Below are 17,770 nucleotides of genomic sequence, written 5' to 3' on the forward strand. Positions count from 1 at the left end.
CACGACCATGGATGACACCATCAAGCACGTCGCCTCGCCGCTCGCGCGCCAGACCCTGCTCGACAGCGATCTCACCCGTCCCGTTGCCGGCGGGCGCCCGATCCCGCTGCTGCCCTGGGTGCAGGTGGTGAAGATCGGCGGCCGCTCCATCATGGATCGCGGCCATGAAGCGATCCTGCCGATCGTCGACGAGCTGCGCGCGCTGTTGCCCGAGCACCGCCTGCTGATCCTCACCGGCGCCGGCATCCGCGCCCGCCATCTCTACAGCGTCGGCCTCGATCTCGGCCTGCCGGTCGGCTCGCTCGCGCCGCTCGCTGCCAGCGAGGCCGGCCAGAACGGCCATATCCTGGCCTGCCTGCTCGCGCCGGAGGGCGTGTCCTACATCGAGCATCCGACCATCGCGAGCCAGCTCGCGATCCATCTCTCCGCGGCCCGTGCGGTGGTGGGCAGCGCGTTTCCGCCCTATCACCATCATGAATTCCCGGTCTCGCGCATCCCGTTGCATCGCGCCGATACCGGTGCGTTCCTGATTGCCGATGCACTCGGCGCCGCCGGGCTGACGATCGTCGAGGATGTCGACGGCGTCTACACCGACGATCCGAATGGTCCCCAGGGGAAGAAGGCGCAGCTGCTGCGCGAGGCCAGCCTCGCCGACCTTGCGAAGCTGAAGGGCACGCTGCCGTTCGATCCCGCGCTGCTCGAGGTGATGGCCAATGCGCGGCATATCGAGCGGGTGCAGGTCGTGAACGGCCTCGTTCCCGGCCGGCTCGCGGCGGCGCTGCGCGGCCAGCATGTCGGATCGATCATCCGCACCGGCGCGCGGCCGGCCTGATACGAGCAGCGGACTCCGTTCACCTCGCCCCGCGTGCGGGGAGAGGCATAGGCCGCCTTCGGCGGCCGTTCTCAAGAACGCCGAAGCGGAGCTTCGGCTATGATACATCGATAGATGCATTCCGGGTGAGGGGGAGTCTCCGCGGACGCACCTATCACCGTATGCGCGGAGGCAGCCCCTCACGCCAACCCTCTTCCCGTAAGAACGGGGAGAGGGAGCACAACGCCATTCGAACTAATCTAGTCGGTCTTTTCAGCGCGCGATCGAGGGACTACTTGATCGTCGCGCGCACCGTGATGATCGAGGTGCCGGATGCCTTCGGCCCCTGGCCCGTCGCCTTGATGGCAAACGTATCGCTGCCCTTGTACTTGGCCTTCGCCTTGTATTCGAAGGTCGACGCGTTGATCTTCTTCAGCTTGCCGTAGGCCGGCTTCTGCGAGATCGCGGAGTCCGTCACCGTGCCGCGGATCCCGATCGGGATCTGGCAGCTTCGGCCCGAGGCGACGTCGATATCGCCGCTCGAATTCTCGCCCCAATCCGCCAATGTCATCGACATCGAGCATTCCGGCACGGGCTGCGCCGAAGATGCCCGGCGTGACATTTAATGCAAAGATGAGCGCCAGGGCGGCGATCCCCGACGCCCGCGTCGTGACGATACTCGTTTTCATGCAAGGCCCACTGCTGAAGGTTCTCGCAGGAATCCTGCAACGTGGGAGCAGGGGTGGCAAGGGCTTCGCCTGGCCCGCGCGACATGCTTGGGCGCTTGTTGCGTCTCTGAAGCGCCCCCATAGTCACTGCAGCCCGGTTCGGGACGGAGGCTCACGCGTCAAGAAGGGGTTCCAATGGCTGAAAGCAGCGACGGTCAGGCAAAAGCTCAACAAGCCGGATTCGCCGGCGTCACCCGCAGGACCCTTGAGCGTCTCGCTTTGCCCGGCGATGATCGCGAGCTTGTCGTTGCCGAGGTGACCTATCCGCCCGGCGGGGTCGCCCCGCTGCATCGGCATCCGGTCGGCGGCGTGATCTTCATCGTCGAAGGCATGGCCGAGTTGGCCTATGGCGACGAGGCGCCGCGCCAGTATCGGGTGGGCGAGACCTTGCAGGATCGACCCGACGTTCCGCACACGCTGTTTCGCAATTGCGACCCGGACCGGCCGCTGCGCTTCCTGACCATCTACGCGCTCGAACCCGGGCGCGCCTACACGATGGAGCCGTGAGGTTGGGAAAAGGCCAAGGCAAAATGTTACGGTTGGCTCACCTGAGGTTTCGGGTTTGCGCCGGCCATCCGAGGTGGAACCGCGAGCAGGAGGCAAACCGACTCCACCAGGAGTTCATGCGCACGGTCGACAATATCGTCCAACGAACTCGTCTTCGCGAACATGGCCTGGGCTTCAGCCAACAACCGGTCGCGCGTTGGTATGCTGGGCAGATGCAAGTCGGCGCGATGCTGTAACAGAGCAAGCGCTTCCCGCACCGACAATCCGGTTTCGTGGACCGACGATTTGATGGCCTGCGCGATGTACTCGGGATTGAAGCGACCAGCGAGTTGTTCAGCCGTTCGCTTTATCGCACGCGATCCCAAGCGCTGCTCGTTGCGGAGAACCAGCGTGGGCGGCGCCTTCAGATCCCAGACAATACCGAGCAAGGACAAAGTCACCAAAACATAATAGGTCACATCGATCTCCCACCACCGGAAGCCTTGCCGCGCACTGCTTTGGTAGGCGTGATGATTGTTGTGCCAACCCTCACCCATCGTAAACAGAGCCAGCAGCCAATTGTTGCGGGAGTCATCGCCCGTAACGTACCGCTTGCGCCCGTGAACATGCGCGAGGGAGTTGATGCAAAACGTGGCGTGATACAGCAGCACGGTGCTCCAGAAGAAACCGACCACGAGCCCGGGCCATCCGGCGATGAGGAAGCACAGACCTGCGACCACGATCGCCGGCAAGACCTCCAATCTGTGAAGCCACATCAACTCCGGATACGAGGCAAAATCCGCAACTTTCGTCAGATCAGTTGCATCGTGCCGTCGATAAAAAATCCACCCGAGATGACTGTACACGAAGCCCTTATGCCCAGGCGAATGCACATCTTGCTCGGTATCCGAATGAAGATGGTGATGTCGATGTTTCGCGGCCCACCAAAGGACGCTTTTCTGAGCGCTGCTTTGGGCGAGGAATGCGAGGATGAATTGAAACGCCCGGCTTGTTGAATAAGCCCGATGCGAGAAGTACCGATGATAGCCGGCGGTGATCGCAAACATGCGCAGCCAGTATAGGGCGACGCAAATTGCAATCGCTTGCCATGAGACGCCCGTCCAGATCGCCGCCAGACACCCTGCGTGGACCAGCAGAAACGGGAGGACCTGCGGGTACATGATGTCGTCGTGCTGCCGAGCTGGATCGATATTGGTGGACACGCTCGCGACCTCAGCTGCTTCGATGCGCAGGCCGTTTCGCCGGCGGACGGTTCAAGTCCTGGTCCTGGCGGGCATTGCGCGCGGTGTTGACAAAGAGAACCCCGCGGCCGGGTGACCGGTCGCGGGGTCGCGTAACCAGAGGCTTTGCCAGTTCATCCGGGGTCAAAGCATCATGGCCGATTGTCGCAGCTTACACCGCGCGCAGATTGTCCGCAGCAGATTTGCCGGTCCGGCGGTCTGCAACGATCTCAAAAGAGACCTTCTGTCCCTCGTTGAGGGTGCTCATGCCGGCGCGTTCGACTGCGCTGATATGAACGAAAACGTCCTGGCCTCCCTGGTCCGGCTGAATGAAGCCGAAACCCTTCTGGCTGTTGAACCACTTCACAGTTCCCATGCTCATGGAAAATCGTCCTATAGATGCGTGTTTGGAGCCGCACTCACGAGCGCAGCAGGCGAATTCGAAGTTCAGGGGGTGAGGGTCGTCAGTCAGGCACGCTATCAGCGGCGAGGCCAAGTCGTTCGGCCGAAACTCGATCCGCGGTAAATAGCTACGGTTCGGTCATTCCGCAAGTGGCTTTCCCCCTTTCTGACCTCGGCCGCTGCGTCCCCCTGGGGCAACAGCTGCAATTCACGGCGCTCTGCGGCAACTTTGCCGACCGCATGGCGGGGGACATCGTGCGGTTTGGGGCACGCGGCCTATTCCTTCTTCGCCGTCAGCCCGTCGACCATCGCGCGCGTCAAGGTGGCGATCTCGCTGCGCAATGCGCCGATCGGCACCGCGATCAGCTTGTGCTCCAGCCCGAGCGCGACCATGCCATGCACGGCGGAGAACAGGCTGCGCGCGGTGACGCCGAGCTGCGCCGGCGAACGCTGCGGAAACAGCGCGGCGAGCGGCTTGTAGATGTGGCGGAACAATTCCATCTGCTCGGTGATCGCCCATTCCGGCACCGGCTTGCCGGGCTGCATGCGGTGCTCGAACAGCGCGCGCCACAGTTCGAGATTGTCGGCGGCGAAATCGCAATAGGCGACCGCGATCCGCACCAGCATCTCGCGCGGCGCGGCAGCCCCGCCGATCTCGGCCAGCGACAGCGACGCATCGAGCCGCGCCAGCGTGCGCGAGCCGACGCGCAGGATCAGCTCGTCGACATCCTCGACCAGATTGTAGACGCCGCCATTGGCGACCCCGATTTCCTGGGCCAGTTCGCGGGTTTTCAGGCCACCGAGACCCTTTGCCGCAATCGCCCGTTCCGCCGCCTCGATCAGCGCTTCCCGCAGTTTTGCACGTCGTTCCAATGCCTTGGACATCTTTGATCCTTCGTTAACCATTGTCTTGAGCGTTGCTCAAATAATTCTTGAGCAATGCTCATTATGTGGTACAAGAGATTCATGCAGCGATGCTCATAACAGGGAGCGATGAAATGTTCAAAACTGTTTTCACTCTTTTCCGCGGCACCGTTGCGGTGGCCGAAGAGGAGCTTCAAGACCGCACCGCGCTGGTCATCCTCGATCAGCAGATGCGCGATGCCGCCGCCGCCGTCGACCGCTCGAAGCGGACCCTGGCGCTGGCGATCGCCGGGGACCAGCAGGAGGGCCGGCGGCTCGACGCCACCAACGCCCGGATCGCCGATCTCGAACAGCGCGCGTCGGCGGCACTCGAGGGCGGCCGGGAAGACCTCGCCCGCGAAGCCGCGCAGGCGATCGCCAATCTCGAAGCCGAGCGCGATGCCGCGATGACCGCACGCGCGCTGTTCGCCTCCGAGATCACCCGGCTGAAGCGCCATGTCGGCACCGCCGAGGCGCGCATCGCCGAGCTCGACCGCGGCCGGCGCCTCGCCCGCGCATCGGAAGCGGTGCGTTCGCTGCGCCGGAGCGGCATCGAGGCGGCGCGCCCCTACGAGTCGACGCTGCCGGAAGCGGAGGCGACGCTGAAGCGGCTGCGCGAGCGGCAGATGGAGATCCAGGCCGCCGACGAGGCGTTGATCGAGATCGACGCCGCCGCGGGGCCATCAGCCACCGCCGAGAAGCTCGCCGAGCAGGGTTTTGGCCCGCGCATGAAATCGACCGCCGACGACGTGCTGGCGCGGCTGAAAGCCAGGCGCCCGCCAGCAACCTGAAATCCCAAGCCTGAAACCTCAAGCCTGAACTTCAAGTCTGAAACCAAGTCAATTTCAAACCATCTATCATCAAGGAGACCACCATGAACCAGACCGTCCAACCCCACAGCGGCAGCTGGGTTACCTTCACTTACGCGTCCTTTGCAGCCTCCGCCTTCCTCGTCGCCGTCGGCGTGTTCTTCCTGCCGATCGACCTCTGGATGAAGGGCTATCTCACGATGGGCATCGTGATGCTGATCCAGACCTGCGTCACGCTCACCAAGACGGTGCGCGACAATTACGAGAGCAGCAAGTTCGTGAACCGCATCGAGGACGCCAAGGCGGAGCGCCTGCTGATGGAGGTCTCCAAGGCCGGGTGAGCCGGAGCCAGGATGAAGCGGCGGGTGTTTCGCACTCGCCGCTTTTGCCTAAGACGCTTTGCGCGGATCGGCTGCTAGACTTGGCAGTCCCGTCATCCTGAGGTGCGAGCCTCTTCGGCGAGCCTCGAAGGATGCACGGCCCGGCTGGTGGCCGTCGCCCTTCGAGACGCGCGTTCCGCGCTCCTCAGGGTGACGGTGAAGGAGCTGGCACTCTTCAGCCACGAGCCTCGCTCGCAATGAGGCTACCTGCCTCTTGCCACCAACTTGTTCCGTTTCCGGAAGGCCTTGTTTACCGTGCGGCAAACAGCGTCAGGTTGCGCTCATGGCTCCTTAACAAGGGCGAGTGCAGAGATCGGCCCGAGGGACAGAGAAATGGCGTCCACGGACAATCCCACGCCGGCTTCGCGCGGCACCAAGAGCCTTGGCAAGCATCTTGGCAAGGCGCGCGCCGCCTTCGACGGTCTGCGCAGCCATGGCGGCTTCTGGCTGAAGGCGCTGTCGCAGCCGACCATCGATCTCAGCTTGCGCACCCAGGCCGGGCAGCGCACCCGCATCGTCGAATTGCCCGGTCTGTCGCTGCCGAGGGACGAGCTCGACGCGCTGGTCGAGCAGCTGCGCATCGTCGCCGCCAAGACGCTGCCCGAGGAGAGCCTGACCTATGGCATCTTCTCCGGCGAACCCGAGCGGCTGTCGCGCGCCGTCGTCACGCTGATCTCCGAGGAAGACACCGGGCGGCCGATCGCCTTCAACGCGCTGTCGGTGATGGACGTGCCGCTCGACGGCGAGCCGGCCGAGGTCACCCATCTCGGCCTCGTCATGGTCGATCCCGACGTGCGCGGGCAGGGGCTGTCCTGGGTGCTCTACGGCCTGACCGCGCTGGTGCTGTTTGCCCGCGACGGACTGCGGCCGAAATGGATTTCCAACGTCACCCAGGTGCCGGCGGTGGTCGGCATGGTCAGCGATACATTCTCGGACGTCTACCCGTCGCCGCTGCCGGGCGCGCGGCAGAGCTTTGCGCATCTGCAGCTGGCGCGCGGCATCATGGCAAGGCATCGCGCGGTGTTCGGCGTCGGCGAGGAGGCCGGCTTCGACGAGGCGCGCTCGGTCATCACCAACGCCTATACCGGCGGCTCGGACGCGCTGAAGAAGACCTTCGAGATCGCCCCGAAACATCGCAACACAATCTACAACGAGTTCTGCGCGCGCGAGCTGGATTACGGCCGCGGCGACGACGTGCTGCAGCTCGGCCGTGTCGATCTTGCCGGCGCACGCCGCTATCTCATGAGCGAGGTGCCCTCGGGCTCGCTGCCGTCGCTGCTCGCGGCGTCCGCGATGCTGGCGCTGCAGCGGCTGGTGCTGCCGGTGGTCTATTGGATGGACGACGGCCGCGGCTTCGGCACGCTGCGTCCGCGCAAGCAGGATGGCGGGGCCGCGCGATGAATTTCGACTACTACTCCTTCACCGGCCGCAATATCGGCTTCATCGACGAGCACGAGCAGCAGCTGCTGCGTCAGGCGCGGGTGTTCGTCTGCGGCGTCGGCGGCATGGGCGGCGCGGCCTTCATGGCGCTGGCGCGCGCCGGCGTCGGCAAATTCGTGATCGCCGACATCGACCGCTTCGAGGTCTCCAATCTCAACCGCCAGGTGTTCGCTTTCGCCGACGAGGTCGGGCGCGAGAAGGCGGCGGTCGCCGCCGAAGCCGCAAGACGCATCAACCCGACCATCGAGATCGAGGTCCTTGGCGAGAACTGGACTAGCGAGCTGGCCGGGATCGCCGCGCAGTGCCCGGTCATCGTCAACGGCATGGACGATATCGCCGCCGGCGTTCATCTGTACCGGACCGCGAAGCGCGCCGATGCAACCGTGATCGACGCCTACATGTCGCCGCTGCCGTCGGTGATCGTGGTGCGCCCGCACGATCCGCGGCCCGAGCAGCGCCTCGGCTTTCCGACCCTTGGCAAGGCCTGGACCGATATCACCGAGGACGACCGCCGCGCCGCGATGCGCGCCGAGATCGAGCACGTGATGCTGCATTCCTCGTCGCGCAACTATGTCGACCTCGCCATCGCCGGCGAAGTCGCCGCCGGCCGCCGCAGCCGGATGTCGTTTGCGCCGATGGTGATCTCGACCGGCATGCTGATGGCCTATGAGGCGGTCGCGCTGATCCTCGGCCGCACCTCGGGCACCGATTGCCGCGGCTGGTTCCTCAACCCGCACCGGCCCGCGATCGAGAAGCCGCGCAATGCGCTGGTCGCCGCCCTGATGCGTCCGCTGGTGCGGCGGGCCATCGATGACCTGACGGGCGGCAAATGACCTCCGGGGTGATCGCCGATTCCATCGTCAATCTGTGCGGCGCCATCGGGCTCGCCGTGGCGATGATGACGTTCTACCGGCGCGATCCAAGGAGCCCGTTGACGCGCCGCCTGCTGCTCGCGCTCGGCGTGATCGCGATCCTATTCCTCGACCGCGGCCTTGCCTGGTGGACCGGAAGCCGTCTGCTCGACCGCCTCTCGGTGATCCCGGCCTCGCTGGTCCCGCTCGGCGCCCTGATCGTCACCGAAGGCATTTTGCGGCGCCACGCGCCGCGCCCGGTCAAGATCGCGGCGCTCGCGGGCGGCATCCTGCTTGCGGCTCGGCGGCCTGTTCGGGCTGCAACGGCTGGCGATGCCTTACGCGATCGCGCTGGCGCTATTCCAGCTCTTGGGTTTCGCCACTTGTGCGTTGCTGTTGGCAACGCGCGATCGCGCCGCGCTGATGGCTGCGGAGAACCGCAGCATCGGCCGCATGGCGGTCGGCGCGCTGGTCGTGATCCCGTTCATCCTGACCGACTTCCGCACGCTGTTTCCCGATATCCCTGTGCGGCTCGGCGCGCTGGGCGCGCTGCTCACGGTGACCGTGATGCTGATCGCCGGCGGCGGCGCCGAGACGCGCCGGCACGGCCTTGCGATGATGGCGCTGCGGCTGATCTCTTCGGGCCTCTTGGGGCTCGCCGCTGCCTTCATGGCGCCCGACGTCGACGCCGCGCAGATGGTTCGCTTCGTCGCGGTTGCGATCGCCGGCGTCCTGACCATCGGGTTGATGACGGACGCGCTGCGGGCGCTGTTCGAATCGCAGGAGCCGGGCGTGCTCAATTCGGTCGCGGCATCGCCGGCGCAGACCCGCGAGCAGTTGATCGCCGAGCTGGCGCGGCACCCGATCTTCGAAAGCGCGCGGCGCTTCCGCGAGAACGAGCTTGCGCTCTACGATCCGCCGCTGCTGCACGACTTCCTGTCGACACGGCGCGTGCTGCGGCGGTCCGACGCGCCGTGGGGACTGGCGCCGACCGACCCGGCCGCCGAGCGCATGGTCTCGCTGATCGCAGCCAACAACGCCTCCCATGTCATCGTGCTCGGACACGATCCGCTCGACCTGATCGTGCTCGCGGTGCCCGTCACCGCGGCCGACCCCGCCACTGAAACCGCGCTGGCGCTGGTGCGCCGGCTGCTGGCGTTGACCCCGGAGGCCAAATGACATCAGAGATCCGCGAGGGCGACCGCAGGGCGGCATTCGACGCCGCGCTCAATGCCTATGGGTCCGACAGCCTCTACGTGCCGCCGCTGTGGGGCGATTTCGACCGGATGTTCGATCCGGCGAAGAATCCGTTCGTCACCGAAGGCCACGGCCGCTATGCGCTATTTTCAGCGCATCGCGATGGGCGGCCGGTCGGCCGCATCGCCGCCTCGATTCACGACGTGTCCAACCGCAAGCACGGCACCCGCCACGGTGCATTCGGCTTCTTCGATTGCATCGACGATGACGAAGTGGCCGATGCGCTGCTGCGCGCCGCCGAGCAATGGCTGTCGGCGCGCGGCATGAGCCGCATCGCCGGCAATTTCAATCTCACGGCGATGCAGCAGATCGGCGTGATGACCGACGGCTTCGACCATGCGCCGTTCACCGACATGATGTGGTCGCCGCCGCACATTGCAAAGCATCTCGAACGCGCCGGCTACGCCGCGACCTTCCCGATGACGACGTTCGAGATCGCGCTCGACGGCGGCAAGCCGGAGCAATTGCTCGGCGACAAGCAGCGCGCTGTGCTCACTGACCCGGATTTCGTCTGGCAGCCGATCAAGCGTTCCGCCTTCAAGCTGCGGCTGGAGGACGCGCGGCTGATCCTCAATGACGGCTTCGCCGACAATCCGATGTTCGTGCCGCCGACAGCCGCCGAATATCTGTTCCAGGCCGGCGACATGATGTGGATCATCGACAAGCGTATTTCGACCGTGGTCTATCACCGCGGCCGGCCCGCCGGCGCGATCATCGCGATCCCCGACCTCAATCCGCTGATCAAGGCGATCGGCGGTCGGGTCGGGCTGTCAGCGCCGTTCAAATTCGTGCAGCACCGCGTGATGAACAGGCGCGCGGTGCTGATCTATCAGTCGGTCTGCCGCGACCTGCACAATCGCGGCCTCAACGGCGCGATGCTCTACCGCACCGCACTGGCGTTGCAGGAGGCGGGCTACCGCACGCTGGGCGGCACCTGGATCGCCGATATCAACGGTCCGTCGCTGCGCCAGGTCGAGAAGGTCGGCGCAAGGCCGCTGCACCGGCTGCATCTGTTCACCAAGCGGCTGGCCGCAGCATGAGCGCGCTGACGCCGGATCTGCTGCGCGAGGTGGTCGCGGAGGCGCGGCTGGCGCCGAGCGTCCACAACATCCAGCCGACCCGCTGGCGCCTGCTCGGCGACGGGCGGCTGGCGCTGGTCGATGCGACCGGCGTCCGCGCGCCGGTCGCCGATCCCGCGGGGCATGACGTTCTGGTGTCGCACGGCGCGGCGCTGGAGGGCATGAGCCTCGCGCTCAATCGCCGTGGCTTCGCAATCACGGGCATCACCACGCTCGAGCAGCCGCTGTCGCCGCAGTTTGCAGTGCTCTGCTCTTTTGCGATCAAGCAAGGAGCCGAGCCCGATCCGCTGGCGGACCTCGTGGCACGCCGCATGTCGTGGCGCGGCAAGTTTGCGGCATCGCCGGACGATGCGGCGGCGCTGGCGCAGCTCGTTGCCGCGCGCGACGATGTGATCTGCATTGGCGATCGCCGGGCGATTGCTGATATCGCCGGCTGGGCCGATCGGGCCGAATTCTCCTTTGTCCGCGGCGACGACTACCGGGCCGAGCTGCTCGCATGGATGCGGCTGTCGCCCGGCCATCCGCACTATCTGCTCGATGGACTCAACCGTGATGCGCTCGCCATGAATGCGGTCGAGGCCACCGCCGCGCGCTACGTGCTCGGCAGCCTGTTCAAGCCGCTCGATCGTCTCGGCCTCGCCGCGTCGTTGCTTGCCGACGGCGCGAAGACCGCGTCGGCATCGGCGATCGTGCTGCTTTGCCGTCCCGTCGGTGAGGATCCACTCACGACCGGACGGCATTTCTACCGCGCCTGGCTGGAGATCGATCGCGCCGGTTTCGCGGCGTGCCCGATTTCGGCGCTGGCCGATCATCCTGACTTCGACGACCGGCTGCGAAAGCTCGGCAAAATCGGCGCCGATCTGCGCCTCGTCAACGTGTTCCGCATCGGCCGGCCATCAAAACCGATCAAACCGCGGCATTTCCGGTTGCCGGTTGACCGGCTCATTGTCTGAAAATTAAGCTGCAATCCCCGCTGTCAAAACTTCACGCGGTCGTGCTATGACGCCGCCCGCTAACCAACGACCGGTGGAGATGATGTCGAAGCAATCGCTGCGCGAGGAGGCCGAACGCCTCATCCGCGAGACCATGGAAAAGCGGAACTTGGTCATCGAGCAGGGCACGACCCGGATCGAGGCCGTTTGCGGCAAATGCGGTGCGCCGAACCGGGTGCAGGCGGAAAAGGGCCAGTCCCGCGTCAAGTTCACCTGCAAGAACTGCGACCACAAGCAGGAAACGCTGTGAGCGTTGCTGTTCCCTAGGACAGGTTAACTAACCCATTCTCCGATTCTGCTTGTACCGTCATCCTGAGGTGCGAGCGGAGCGAGCCTCGAAGGATGCACGGCCCGGCCGGTGGCCGTCGATCCTTCGAGACGCGCGCAAGAGCGCGCTCCTCAGGATGACGGTGATAGTGCTTGCAAAGGTCGCGCAGGATCGGGTGGAGCGAAGCGATACCCATCAATTGCATCCGCGCGGCGGGATGATGGGTATCGCTGCGCTCCATCCGTCCTACGAAGCAGGTCTACTTGAATACTTCGCAGACCGTGGTGTGATCCGGCGCGATCCTGGCCGCGGTCCGTAGCGAGACGCTGTGCCACCAGGCATCGAGCGCGTGGCGGTCGCAGGCGAGCTTCACGCTCATCCCGCCGGCGAACTTGATCCAGTCCGCAAAGCTCGCGTGCGACACCGCGATCACGACGGGAATGTCGGCGCCGAGCGCGCGCTCGATCAGGAAGCCGAGGCCCTTGCCGTCGCGTTCCCGCTTGCCGAAGCGGTTGATGACCACGAGATCGGCGCCTTCGGCGAGCGCATCGGCGACGCGGATGCCAGCGGCCTGCAGCCGCGCCAGATCGAGCTTGCAGCCGGTGGCACCGGAACTCGCAGGAGTTCGGCTCGGCGGCTGCGCCAGCAGCAGCGTCTCGCCGCTATGCACCAGCACGGCCGACAGGCTGGAATCCGCGCATTGGCCTGATTGCACCATGCCGACCACGCGTGCGCCGCGTGCTCTCAGATCGGCAGCGAAGTCGCGCAGGACGGCATCGGGATCGTCATTGGCGTCATAGACCAGGGCGGCAAGGTCGCATTGGGCGTCGAACATGACGGGCTCTGTTCGTTATGGAGGAGAGGGGCGACCGCGGCACCGAGGCGTCGCGGTCGCATGTCGATGGATCAGGCGGCCGGCGGGCCGTTGATGATCTGCAGCTGGGTGAACTCGGCGAGGCCTTCCTCGGCGAATTCGGTGCCGATGCCCGACTGGTTGGCGCCGCCGAACGGAATGTTCGGGGCCATGTCGAGATGCTTGTTGATCCACACCGTGCCGGCCTCGATCCGGGTCGCGATCTCATGCGCGCGCTTGATGTCGGACGACCAGACCGATGCGCCGAGGCCGTAGGTGGTCGCGTTGGCGCGGCGGATCACGTCATCCTTGTCGGAATATTTGATCACAGGCAGCACCGGACCGAACTGCTCCTCGTCGACCAGTTTCGAGCCTTCCTTGATGTCGCGCACGATGGTCGGCTCGATGAAATAGCCGGGACGGTCCATCGCGGCGCCGCCGGCGATCACATTGCCGTTCTTGCGGGCGTCGTCGAGGAACGCCTTGACCTTCTCGTACTGCATCTTGTTCTGCAGCGGCCCGAGCTTGGTGCCCTGCTTGGAGCCGTCGTCGACCACGGTGTTCTTTGCGATCGCGACCAACTCGTTGCAGATCTCGTCATAGACCGACTCGTGCACGTAGAGCCGCTTGATGGCGAGGCAGACCTGGCCCGAGTTCTGGAACGCGCCCTCGAAAATCCCCGGCGCGACCTTCTTCGGATCGACGTCGTCGAGCACGATGCCGGCATCGTTGCCGCCGAGCTCGAGCGTGATCCGCTTCAAGGTCTGCGATGCGCTCGCCATCACCTTCTGGCCGGTCGCGGTCGAGCCGGTGAAGGAGATCTTGCGGATGTCGGGGTGCTTGGTCATGTGGTCGCCGAGATCGTTGGCATCGGCGATGAAGTTGAGCACGCCCTTCGGCAGGATGTCCTTGACCAGTTCGGCAAAGCGCAGCGAGGCCAGCGGCGTGGTCGGCGCAGGCTTCACCACCAGCGTGTTGCCGGCGAGCAGTGCCGACGGCAGCTTGAACGCCAGGATCAGCAGCGGATAGTTCCAGGGAATGATCGCGCCGACCACGCCGAGCGGACGGCGATAGGCCTCGACCTTGCGGTCGCCGGAATTCTCGATCACGCGCATCGGCAGTTCGAGCGAGCCGAGATAGCGGAAGAAGCCGGCCATGCCCATCACCTCGCCGGTGGCATCGGCGAGCGGCTTGCCCTGTTCGCTGGTCAGGATATGTGCGAGCTCGTTGGCGTTGGTCTCGATCGCCTCGGCCATCTTGATGATCAGCTTCCGGCGCTCCTCGATCGGCGTGGCGGCCCAGGCCGCGTAGGCGGCCTTGGCGGCGGCGACGGCCTTGTCAAGCTGGTCCCTGGAGGCGCGCGGGCATTGCGCCACCACCTCTTCGGTCGCCGGATTGAGCACCGGCATGGTCTGGTCGCCGGGTACCATCTTGCCGTCGATGAGAAGCTTGTAATCACTCATTGGCCTTGCTCTCCCTGGTCAAACGGGTCCTTCGCGGACCACGCTATATTCACGTGTATATCACGACTGCGGCGCGGATGCCACGGCCATTCAGGGCACGCGCGCGGCACTGCCGAACCGAATGAATTCTCTGGAAAATCGCGAAGAAAAATCAGCCTGGGTTTGTGCCGATTTATTCGCGGTTGCCCGCCCGGCGTCAATCGGGGCACCGCAGGCTTCAATAGATTCTGAATGCCGCGCGCGGCTCTGCCGATGGCTGCCGCGGCTATAATTTTAAGAGCTGGACGCTGGTCGTCTTCGCGATATATTGAATGGAATATAACGATGATCCGGAGTGCCGGCATGCAGATCGAAACCCAGGAGCTCACCACCTGCGAAGTCGCGTCCGATGGCTGCGCCATTTCGCTTGGCTTCGTGGACGGCAGGGGCGAGCCCGCAACCATCCGCCTGTCGATCAACCAGGTCGGCGCGCTGGTCATGACCTTGCCCGGGCTGATCAGCAAGGCGCTGCAGACCCGCTTCGGCGACCAGACCTTGCGCTACGCCTATCCGCTGGATTCCTGGGTGATCGAGCAGTCGACCGATCCGGCGCAGGGCATGATGACGCTCAAGACGTCGGACGGCTTCAGCGTCTGCTTCTCGATTCCGCGCGCCCAGCAGAGCGAGCTCGGCGAGGCGCTGGTGGCGCAGCCGGTGACAAGGATGCAGGTGCGGGCGAACTAAAGAGCGCTACAATGACGCCTTCACGTCATTGCGAGCCACCCGGTCGGCGCGAAGCGCCGCCGGATGACAGGCTCCGCGAAGCAATCCATCCTTCGGCGTATGCGGTGCCATGGATTGCTTCGTCGCTTCAGCGCAAAATTGCTTTGCAATTTTGTCGCTTCGCTCCTCGCAATGACGGGTGGCCCTACCTCCCCTTCACAAACGCGGCGAATGCGTCGCCGTAATCCGGATGCCAGCGCGACAGCGGCGGGCGGTTCTCGACGATGTCGCCGGCGGCCCACAGGATGCGGCGTTCGTCGAGCGCGCGCGGCACGTCGTTGTCAGGGCAGAGGATGTAGAAGTCGCCGGCATCGAGGCGTTCGATCATGAAGTCGATGGTTTGCTCCGCTGTCCAGGCGCCGGCCGGCTTCTCGGTGCGGCCGCGCGCGGTCAGCCCGGTGAAGACAAAACCCGGGATCAAGAGATGCGCCGTGATCTTGCAGCCGTCGGTGTTGCGCAGCTCGTGCTGCAGCGCTTCGGTGAATGCCTTCACGCCGGCCTTGGAAACGTTGTAGGCGGGATCGCCCGGCGGCGTGGTGATGCCCTGCTTGGAGCCGGTGTTGATGATCAGCCCCGGCCGGCCGCGCTTGATCATGTTGGGCGCGAACGCCTGCGTGCCGTTGATCACGCCCCACAAATTGACGCCAAGGATGCGCTGCCAATTGTCCGCGGGCCCGAACATCGCGCTGCCTGGCTGGATGCCGGCATTGTTCATCAGGATGTCGGTGCCGCCGAACTTCTTCTCGACCGCGTCCTCCAGGCTTGCCGACCGCGTCGGCGCGGCTGACGTCGACAGCCGCCGTCATGATGTCATCAGCGCCGCCCGGCGCCGCAGATGACAGATTTGTCGCAGCATCCTTCAGCCGTTCATCGCCGAGGTCGGCGATGCAGACCTTCATGCCGGCCTGCGCGAACCGCAATGCGGCGGCAAGCCCGATGCCGGACGCACCTCCGGTGATCACGGCAACATGATCGGCTGATATCACGGGGTGGGGCATCTGCGGTCTCCGGACACATGTGTGGCTGAGTTCTTGTCGCTATCGTACCATGCATGCAGGCGCATGACAGGTTTTCGTGCGTGCCGCCCTGATCAACGCCGGCTCGGCTTTGCGGTTTCGCGTTCGCGCTGTAGAATTCGGGATATAACGCTTCCAAAAGACCTCAGCCGACATTTTACAGGGAGTGCAAACATGGCTGTTTCGCAGGCTATTCCGATCACGCGCCATCCTTATGCCGATGGCTCCTACAAGAAGATGCTGATCGACGGCAAATGGGTCGACGCCGCCTCCGGCAAGAAATTCGAGAACGCATAATCCCGCGACCGGCGAATTGCTCGCGTCGGTCGCCGAGGGCGATGCCGAGGACATCAACCGCGCGGTCGCGGCGGCGCGCCGCGCGTTCGAAGGCCCCTGGAGCAAGGTGAAGCCGTTCGAGCGGCAGAACATGCTGCTCAAGCTCGCCGAACTCGTCGAAGCCAATTTCGAGGAACTGTCCCAGCTCGACACGCTCGACATGGGCGCACCGATCAGCCGGACCCGCGGCAACCGCCTGCGCGCGCTCGGCATGCTGCGCTACTATGCGGGACAGGCGACCGCGATCCATGGCGAGACCATCGAGAACTCGCTGCCCGGCGAGATCTTCTCCTACACGCTGAAGGAGCCGATCGGCGTGGTCGGCGCCATCATTCCCTGGAACGGGCCGCTGACCGCTTCGATCTGGAAGATCGGCCCCGCGATCGCGACCGGCTGCACCGTGGTGCTGAAGCCGGCCGAGGAATCGCCGCTGACCTCGCTGCGCATCGGCGAGCTCTGCATGGAGGCCGGCATTCCGCCCGGCGTCGTCAACGTCGTGCCGGGTTATGGCGAGACCGCGGGCGCCGCGCTCGCCTCGCATCCGGATGTCGACAAGGTCGCCTTCACCGGATCGCACATCACGGGCCAGGCGATCATCCGCGCCTCGGCCGGCAACCTCAAGCGCGTCTCGCTCGAGCTCGGCGGCAAATCGCCGGACATCGTGTTCGCCGACGCCGATCTCGACGCCGCGGTGCCCGGTGCGGCGATGGCGGTGTTCGCCAATTCCGGCCAGATCTGCAGCGCCGGCACGCGGCTGTTCGTCGAGCAGAAGGTCTATGACGAATTCGTCGGCCGCGTCGCCGAGTTCGGCAGGAAGCTGCAGGTCGGCAACGGCCTCGACCCCAACACCCAGATCGGTCCCCTGGTGTCGCAGCAGCAGATGGACCGCGTCTCGGGCTACCTCGACATCGGCCAGAAGGAGGGCGCCAAGGCGCTTGCCGGCGGCGGCCGCCTCACCGAGGGCGCGCTGTCGAAGGGCTATTTCGTGCAGCCGACCGTGTTCGCCAATGTGCAGGACAACATGCGTATCGCGCAGGAGGAGATCTTCGGCCCGGTGATCTCGGCGATCTCGTTCAGGGATCCGGACGAGCTGATCAAGCGCGCCAACGCCACCACCTTCGGCCTCGGCTCGGGCGTCTGGACCACCAATGTCAGCAAGGCGCACCAGATCGCCAAGGCGCTGCGCGCCGGTTCGGTCTGGGTCAATTGCTACCAGGCGATGGATCCGGCGGTGCCGTTCGGCGGCTACAAGATGAGCGGCTACGGCCGCGAGTCCGGCAAGCAGCACGTCGAGGAATATCTCAACGTCAAGGCGGTCTGGATCAAGACCGGCTAGACCGGGATGAATTTTGGCTGAATTGGCTCGCCAAGGTTTCGGATCACCTCTCCCCGCCGAGGAGAGGTCGGATTGCGAAGCAATCCGGGTGAGGGTTCTTGCTCTCTCGATAGACCGTAACCCCTCACCCGATTTGCTACGCAAATCGACCTCTCCCAAGGGAGAGGTGATCCTTCGACGCCGTTCCAGCTCAACCTAATCTCATCCCGCCCTGGCGCCGCTTCTCACCTCTCCCGCCTGCGGGGCAGAGGTCGGATTGCATCGCCAGATGCAATCCGGGTGAGGGAATACAGGTCTCAACGCTCGGCGTGTCGCCGAGGGGAGCCCTTCGCTCCAACGTTCGCATGATTTCGGAAT

16 protein-coding genes and 3 pseudogenes are annotated in these 17,770 nt (G+C 65.0%); 12 read left to right on the forward strand and 7 right to left on the reverse strand.

Going from position 1 to position 17,770, the window contains the following annotated elements; translation table 11 throughout:
• Positions 1–7 precede the first annotated feature (7 nt).
• On the forward strand, positions 8–832 hold the full coding sequence (locus tag ACSKB9_RS29960; RefSeq protein ID WP_438077617.1) for an amino acid kinase family protein: 825 nt from the start codon (positions 8–10) through the stop codon (positions 830–832).
• Between the two features lie 271 nt (positions 833–1,103).
• Here ACSKB9_RS29960 and ACSKB9_RS29965 read toward each other — a convergent pair whose 3' ends face one another.
• Complete coding sequence (locus tag ACSKB9_RS29965; RefSeq protein ID WP_438077619.1) at positions 1,104–1,388, reverse strand: hypothetical protein; 285 nt, start codon at positions 1,386–1,388, stop codon at positions 1,104–1,106.
• A 286-nt stretch (positions 1,389–1,674) separates the two neighbouring features.
• Between ACSKB9_RS29965 and ACSKB9_RS29970 the strand changes: the two genes are divergently transcribed.
• Complete coding sequence (locus tag ACSKB9_RS29970; protein WP_438077621.1) at positions 1,675–2,046, forward strand: cupin domain-containing protein; 372 nt, start codon at positions 1,675–1,677, stop codon at positions 2,044–2,046.
• Positions 2,047–2,072: 26 nt separating this feature from the next.
• Here ACSKB9_RS29970 and ACSKB9_RS29975 read toward each other — a convergent pair whose 3' ends face one another.
• The 3 genes from ACSKB9_RS29975 to ACSKB9_RS29985 form a co-directional block, all read right to left on the reverse strand.
• Positions 2,073–3,206 (reverse strand): acyl-CoA desaturase, encoded by a 1,134-nt coding sequence (locus ACSKB9_RS29975; RefSeq protein WP_438080456.1) that lies wholly within the window; start codon positions 3,204–3,206, stop codon positions 2,073–2,075.
• A 232-nt stretch (positions 3,207–3,438) separates the two neighbouring features.
• On the reverse strand, positions 3,439–3,648 hold the full coding sequence (locus ACSKB9_RS29980) for a cold-shock protein (RefSeq protein WP_028341292.1): 210 nt from the start codon (positions 3,646–3,648) through the stop codon (positions 3,439–3,441).
• A 296-nt stretch (positions 3,649–3,944) separates the two neighbouring features.
• Entirely contained in the window at positions 3,945–4,553 is a 609-nt protein-coding gene (locus ACSKB9_RS29985) for a TetR/AcrR family transcriptional regulator (RefSeq protein WP_050385268.1), read from the reverse strand.
• A gap of 113 nt (positions 4,554–4,666) precedes the next feature.
• On the opposite strand from ACSKB9_RS29985, the gene ACSKB9_RS29990 reads away from it, so the two are divergent.
• The 8 genes and pseudogenes from ACSKB9_RS29990 to ACSKB9_RS30025 all read left to right on the forward strand — a co-directional run bounded on the left by ACSKB9_RS29990 (position 4,667) and on the right by ACSKB9_RS30025 (position 11,629).
• Entirely contained in the window at positions 4,667–5,362 is a 696-nt protein-coding gene (locus tag ACSKB9_RS29990) for a PspA/IM30 family protein (protein WP_438077623.1), read from the forward strand.
• 83 nt (positions 5,363–5,445) lie between these two features.
• Positions 5,446–5,721: a YiaA/YiaB family inner membrane protein gene (locus tag ACSKB9_RS29995; RefSeq protein ID WP_310881450.1), complete on the forward strand. Its 276-nt coding sequence runs from the start codon at positions 5,446–5,448 to the stop codon at positions 5,719–5,721.
• Positions 5,722–6,093: 372 nt separating this feature from the next.
• The gene (locus tag ACSKB9_RS30000) at positions 6,094–7,161 is read left to right on the forward strand and encodes a hypothetical protein (RefSeq protein ID WP_438077625.1); all 1,068 of its coding nucleotides are present in this window, start codon (positions 6,094–6,096) and stop codon (positions 7,159–7,161) included.
• On the forward strand, positions 7,158–8,033 hold the full coding sequence (locus tag ACSKB9_RS30005) for a HesA/MoeB/ThiF family protein (protein WP_438077627.1): 876 nt from the start codon (positions 7,158–7,160) through the stop codon (positions 8,031–8,033). Before ACSKB9_RS30000 ends, ACSKB9_RS30005 begins: the two co-directional genes overlap by 4 nt.
• Positions 8,030–9,230: pseudogene (locus tag ACSKB9_RS30010) on the forward strand (hypothetical protein). Before ACSKB9_RS30005 ends, ACSKB9_RS30010 begins: the two are co-directional and overlap by 4 nt.
• Positions 9,227–10,348: a GNAT family N-acetyltransferase gene (locus ACSKB9_RS30015; RefSeq protein WP_438077629.1), complete on the forward strand. Its 1,122-nt coding sequence runs from the start codon at positions 9,227–9,229 to the stop codon at positions 10,346–10,348. Before ACSKB9_RS30010 ends, ACSKB9_RS30015 begins: the two are co-directional and overlap by 4 nt.
• Positions 10,345–11,340, forward strand: coding sequence for a hypothetical protein (locus ACSKB9_RS30020; protein WP_438077631.1), 996 nt, complete (start codon positions 10,345–10,347; stop codon positions 11,338–11,340). The genes ACSKB9_RS30015 and ACSKB9_RS30020 overlap by 4 nt, the downstream gene beginning before the upstream one ends.
• Before the next feature lie 82 nt (positions 11,341–11,422).
• Positions 11,423–11,629 carry a hypothetical protein gene (locus ACSKB9_RS30025; protein WP_438080458.1) on the forward strand — a complete coding sequence of 69 codons (207 nt, stop codon included), beginning with the start codon at positions 11,423–11,425 and terminating at the stop codon, positions 11,627–11,629.
• 277 nt (positions 11,630–11,906) lie between these two features.
• Here the strand turns inward: ACSKB9_RS30025 and ACSKB9_RS30030 are convergent, their stop codons facing one another.
• Together ACSKB9_RS30030 and ACSKB9_RS30035 are read right to left on the reverse strand one after the other, a co-directional pair.
• Complete coding sequence (locus tag ACSKB9_RS30030; RefSeq protein ID WP_438077632.1) at positions 11,907–12,482, reverse strand: DUF2478 domain-containing protein; 576 nt, start codon at positions 12,480–12,482, stop codon at positions 11,907–11,909.
• Positions 12,483–12,553: 71 nt separating this feature from the next.
• Positions 12,554–13,963 (reverse strand): aldehyde dehydrogenase family protein, encoded by a 1,410-nt coding sequence (locus ACSKB9_RS30035; protein ID WP_438077634.1) that lies wholly within the window; start codon positions 13,961–13,963, stop codon positions 12,554–12,556.
• 342 nt (positions 13,964–14,305) lie between these two features.
• On the opposite strand from ACSKB9_RS30035, the gene ACSKB9_RS30040 reads away from it, so the two are divergent.
• Entirely contained in the window at positions 14,306–14,686 is a 381-nt protein-coding gene (locus ACSKB9_RS30040; RefSeq protein ID WP_438080459.1) for a hypothetical protein, read from the forward strand.
• A gap of 184 nt (positions 14,687–14,870) precedes the next feature.
• Here the strand turns inward: ACSKB9_RS30040 and ACSKB9_RS30045 are convergent.
• Positions 14,871–15,723, reverse strand: a pseudogene (locus tag ACSKB9_RS30045) (SDR family NAD(P)-dependent oxidoreductase).
• 192 nt (positions 15,724–15,915) lie between these two features.
• On the opposite strand from ACSKB9_RS30045, the pseudogene ACSKB9_RS30050 reads away from it, so the two are divergent.
• Positions 15,916–17,413: pseudogene (locus tag ACSKB9_RS30050) on the forward strand (aldehyde dehydrogenase family protein).
• Positions 17,414–17,770 lie beyond the last annotated feature (357 nt).

The organism is Bradyrhizobium sp. BR 1433, assembly GCF_051547665.1.
Lineage (GTDB): Bacteria > Pseudomonadota > Alphaproteobacteria > Rhizobiales > Xanthobacteraceae > Bradyrhizobium > Bradyrhizobium australafricanum.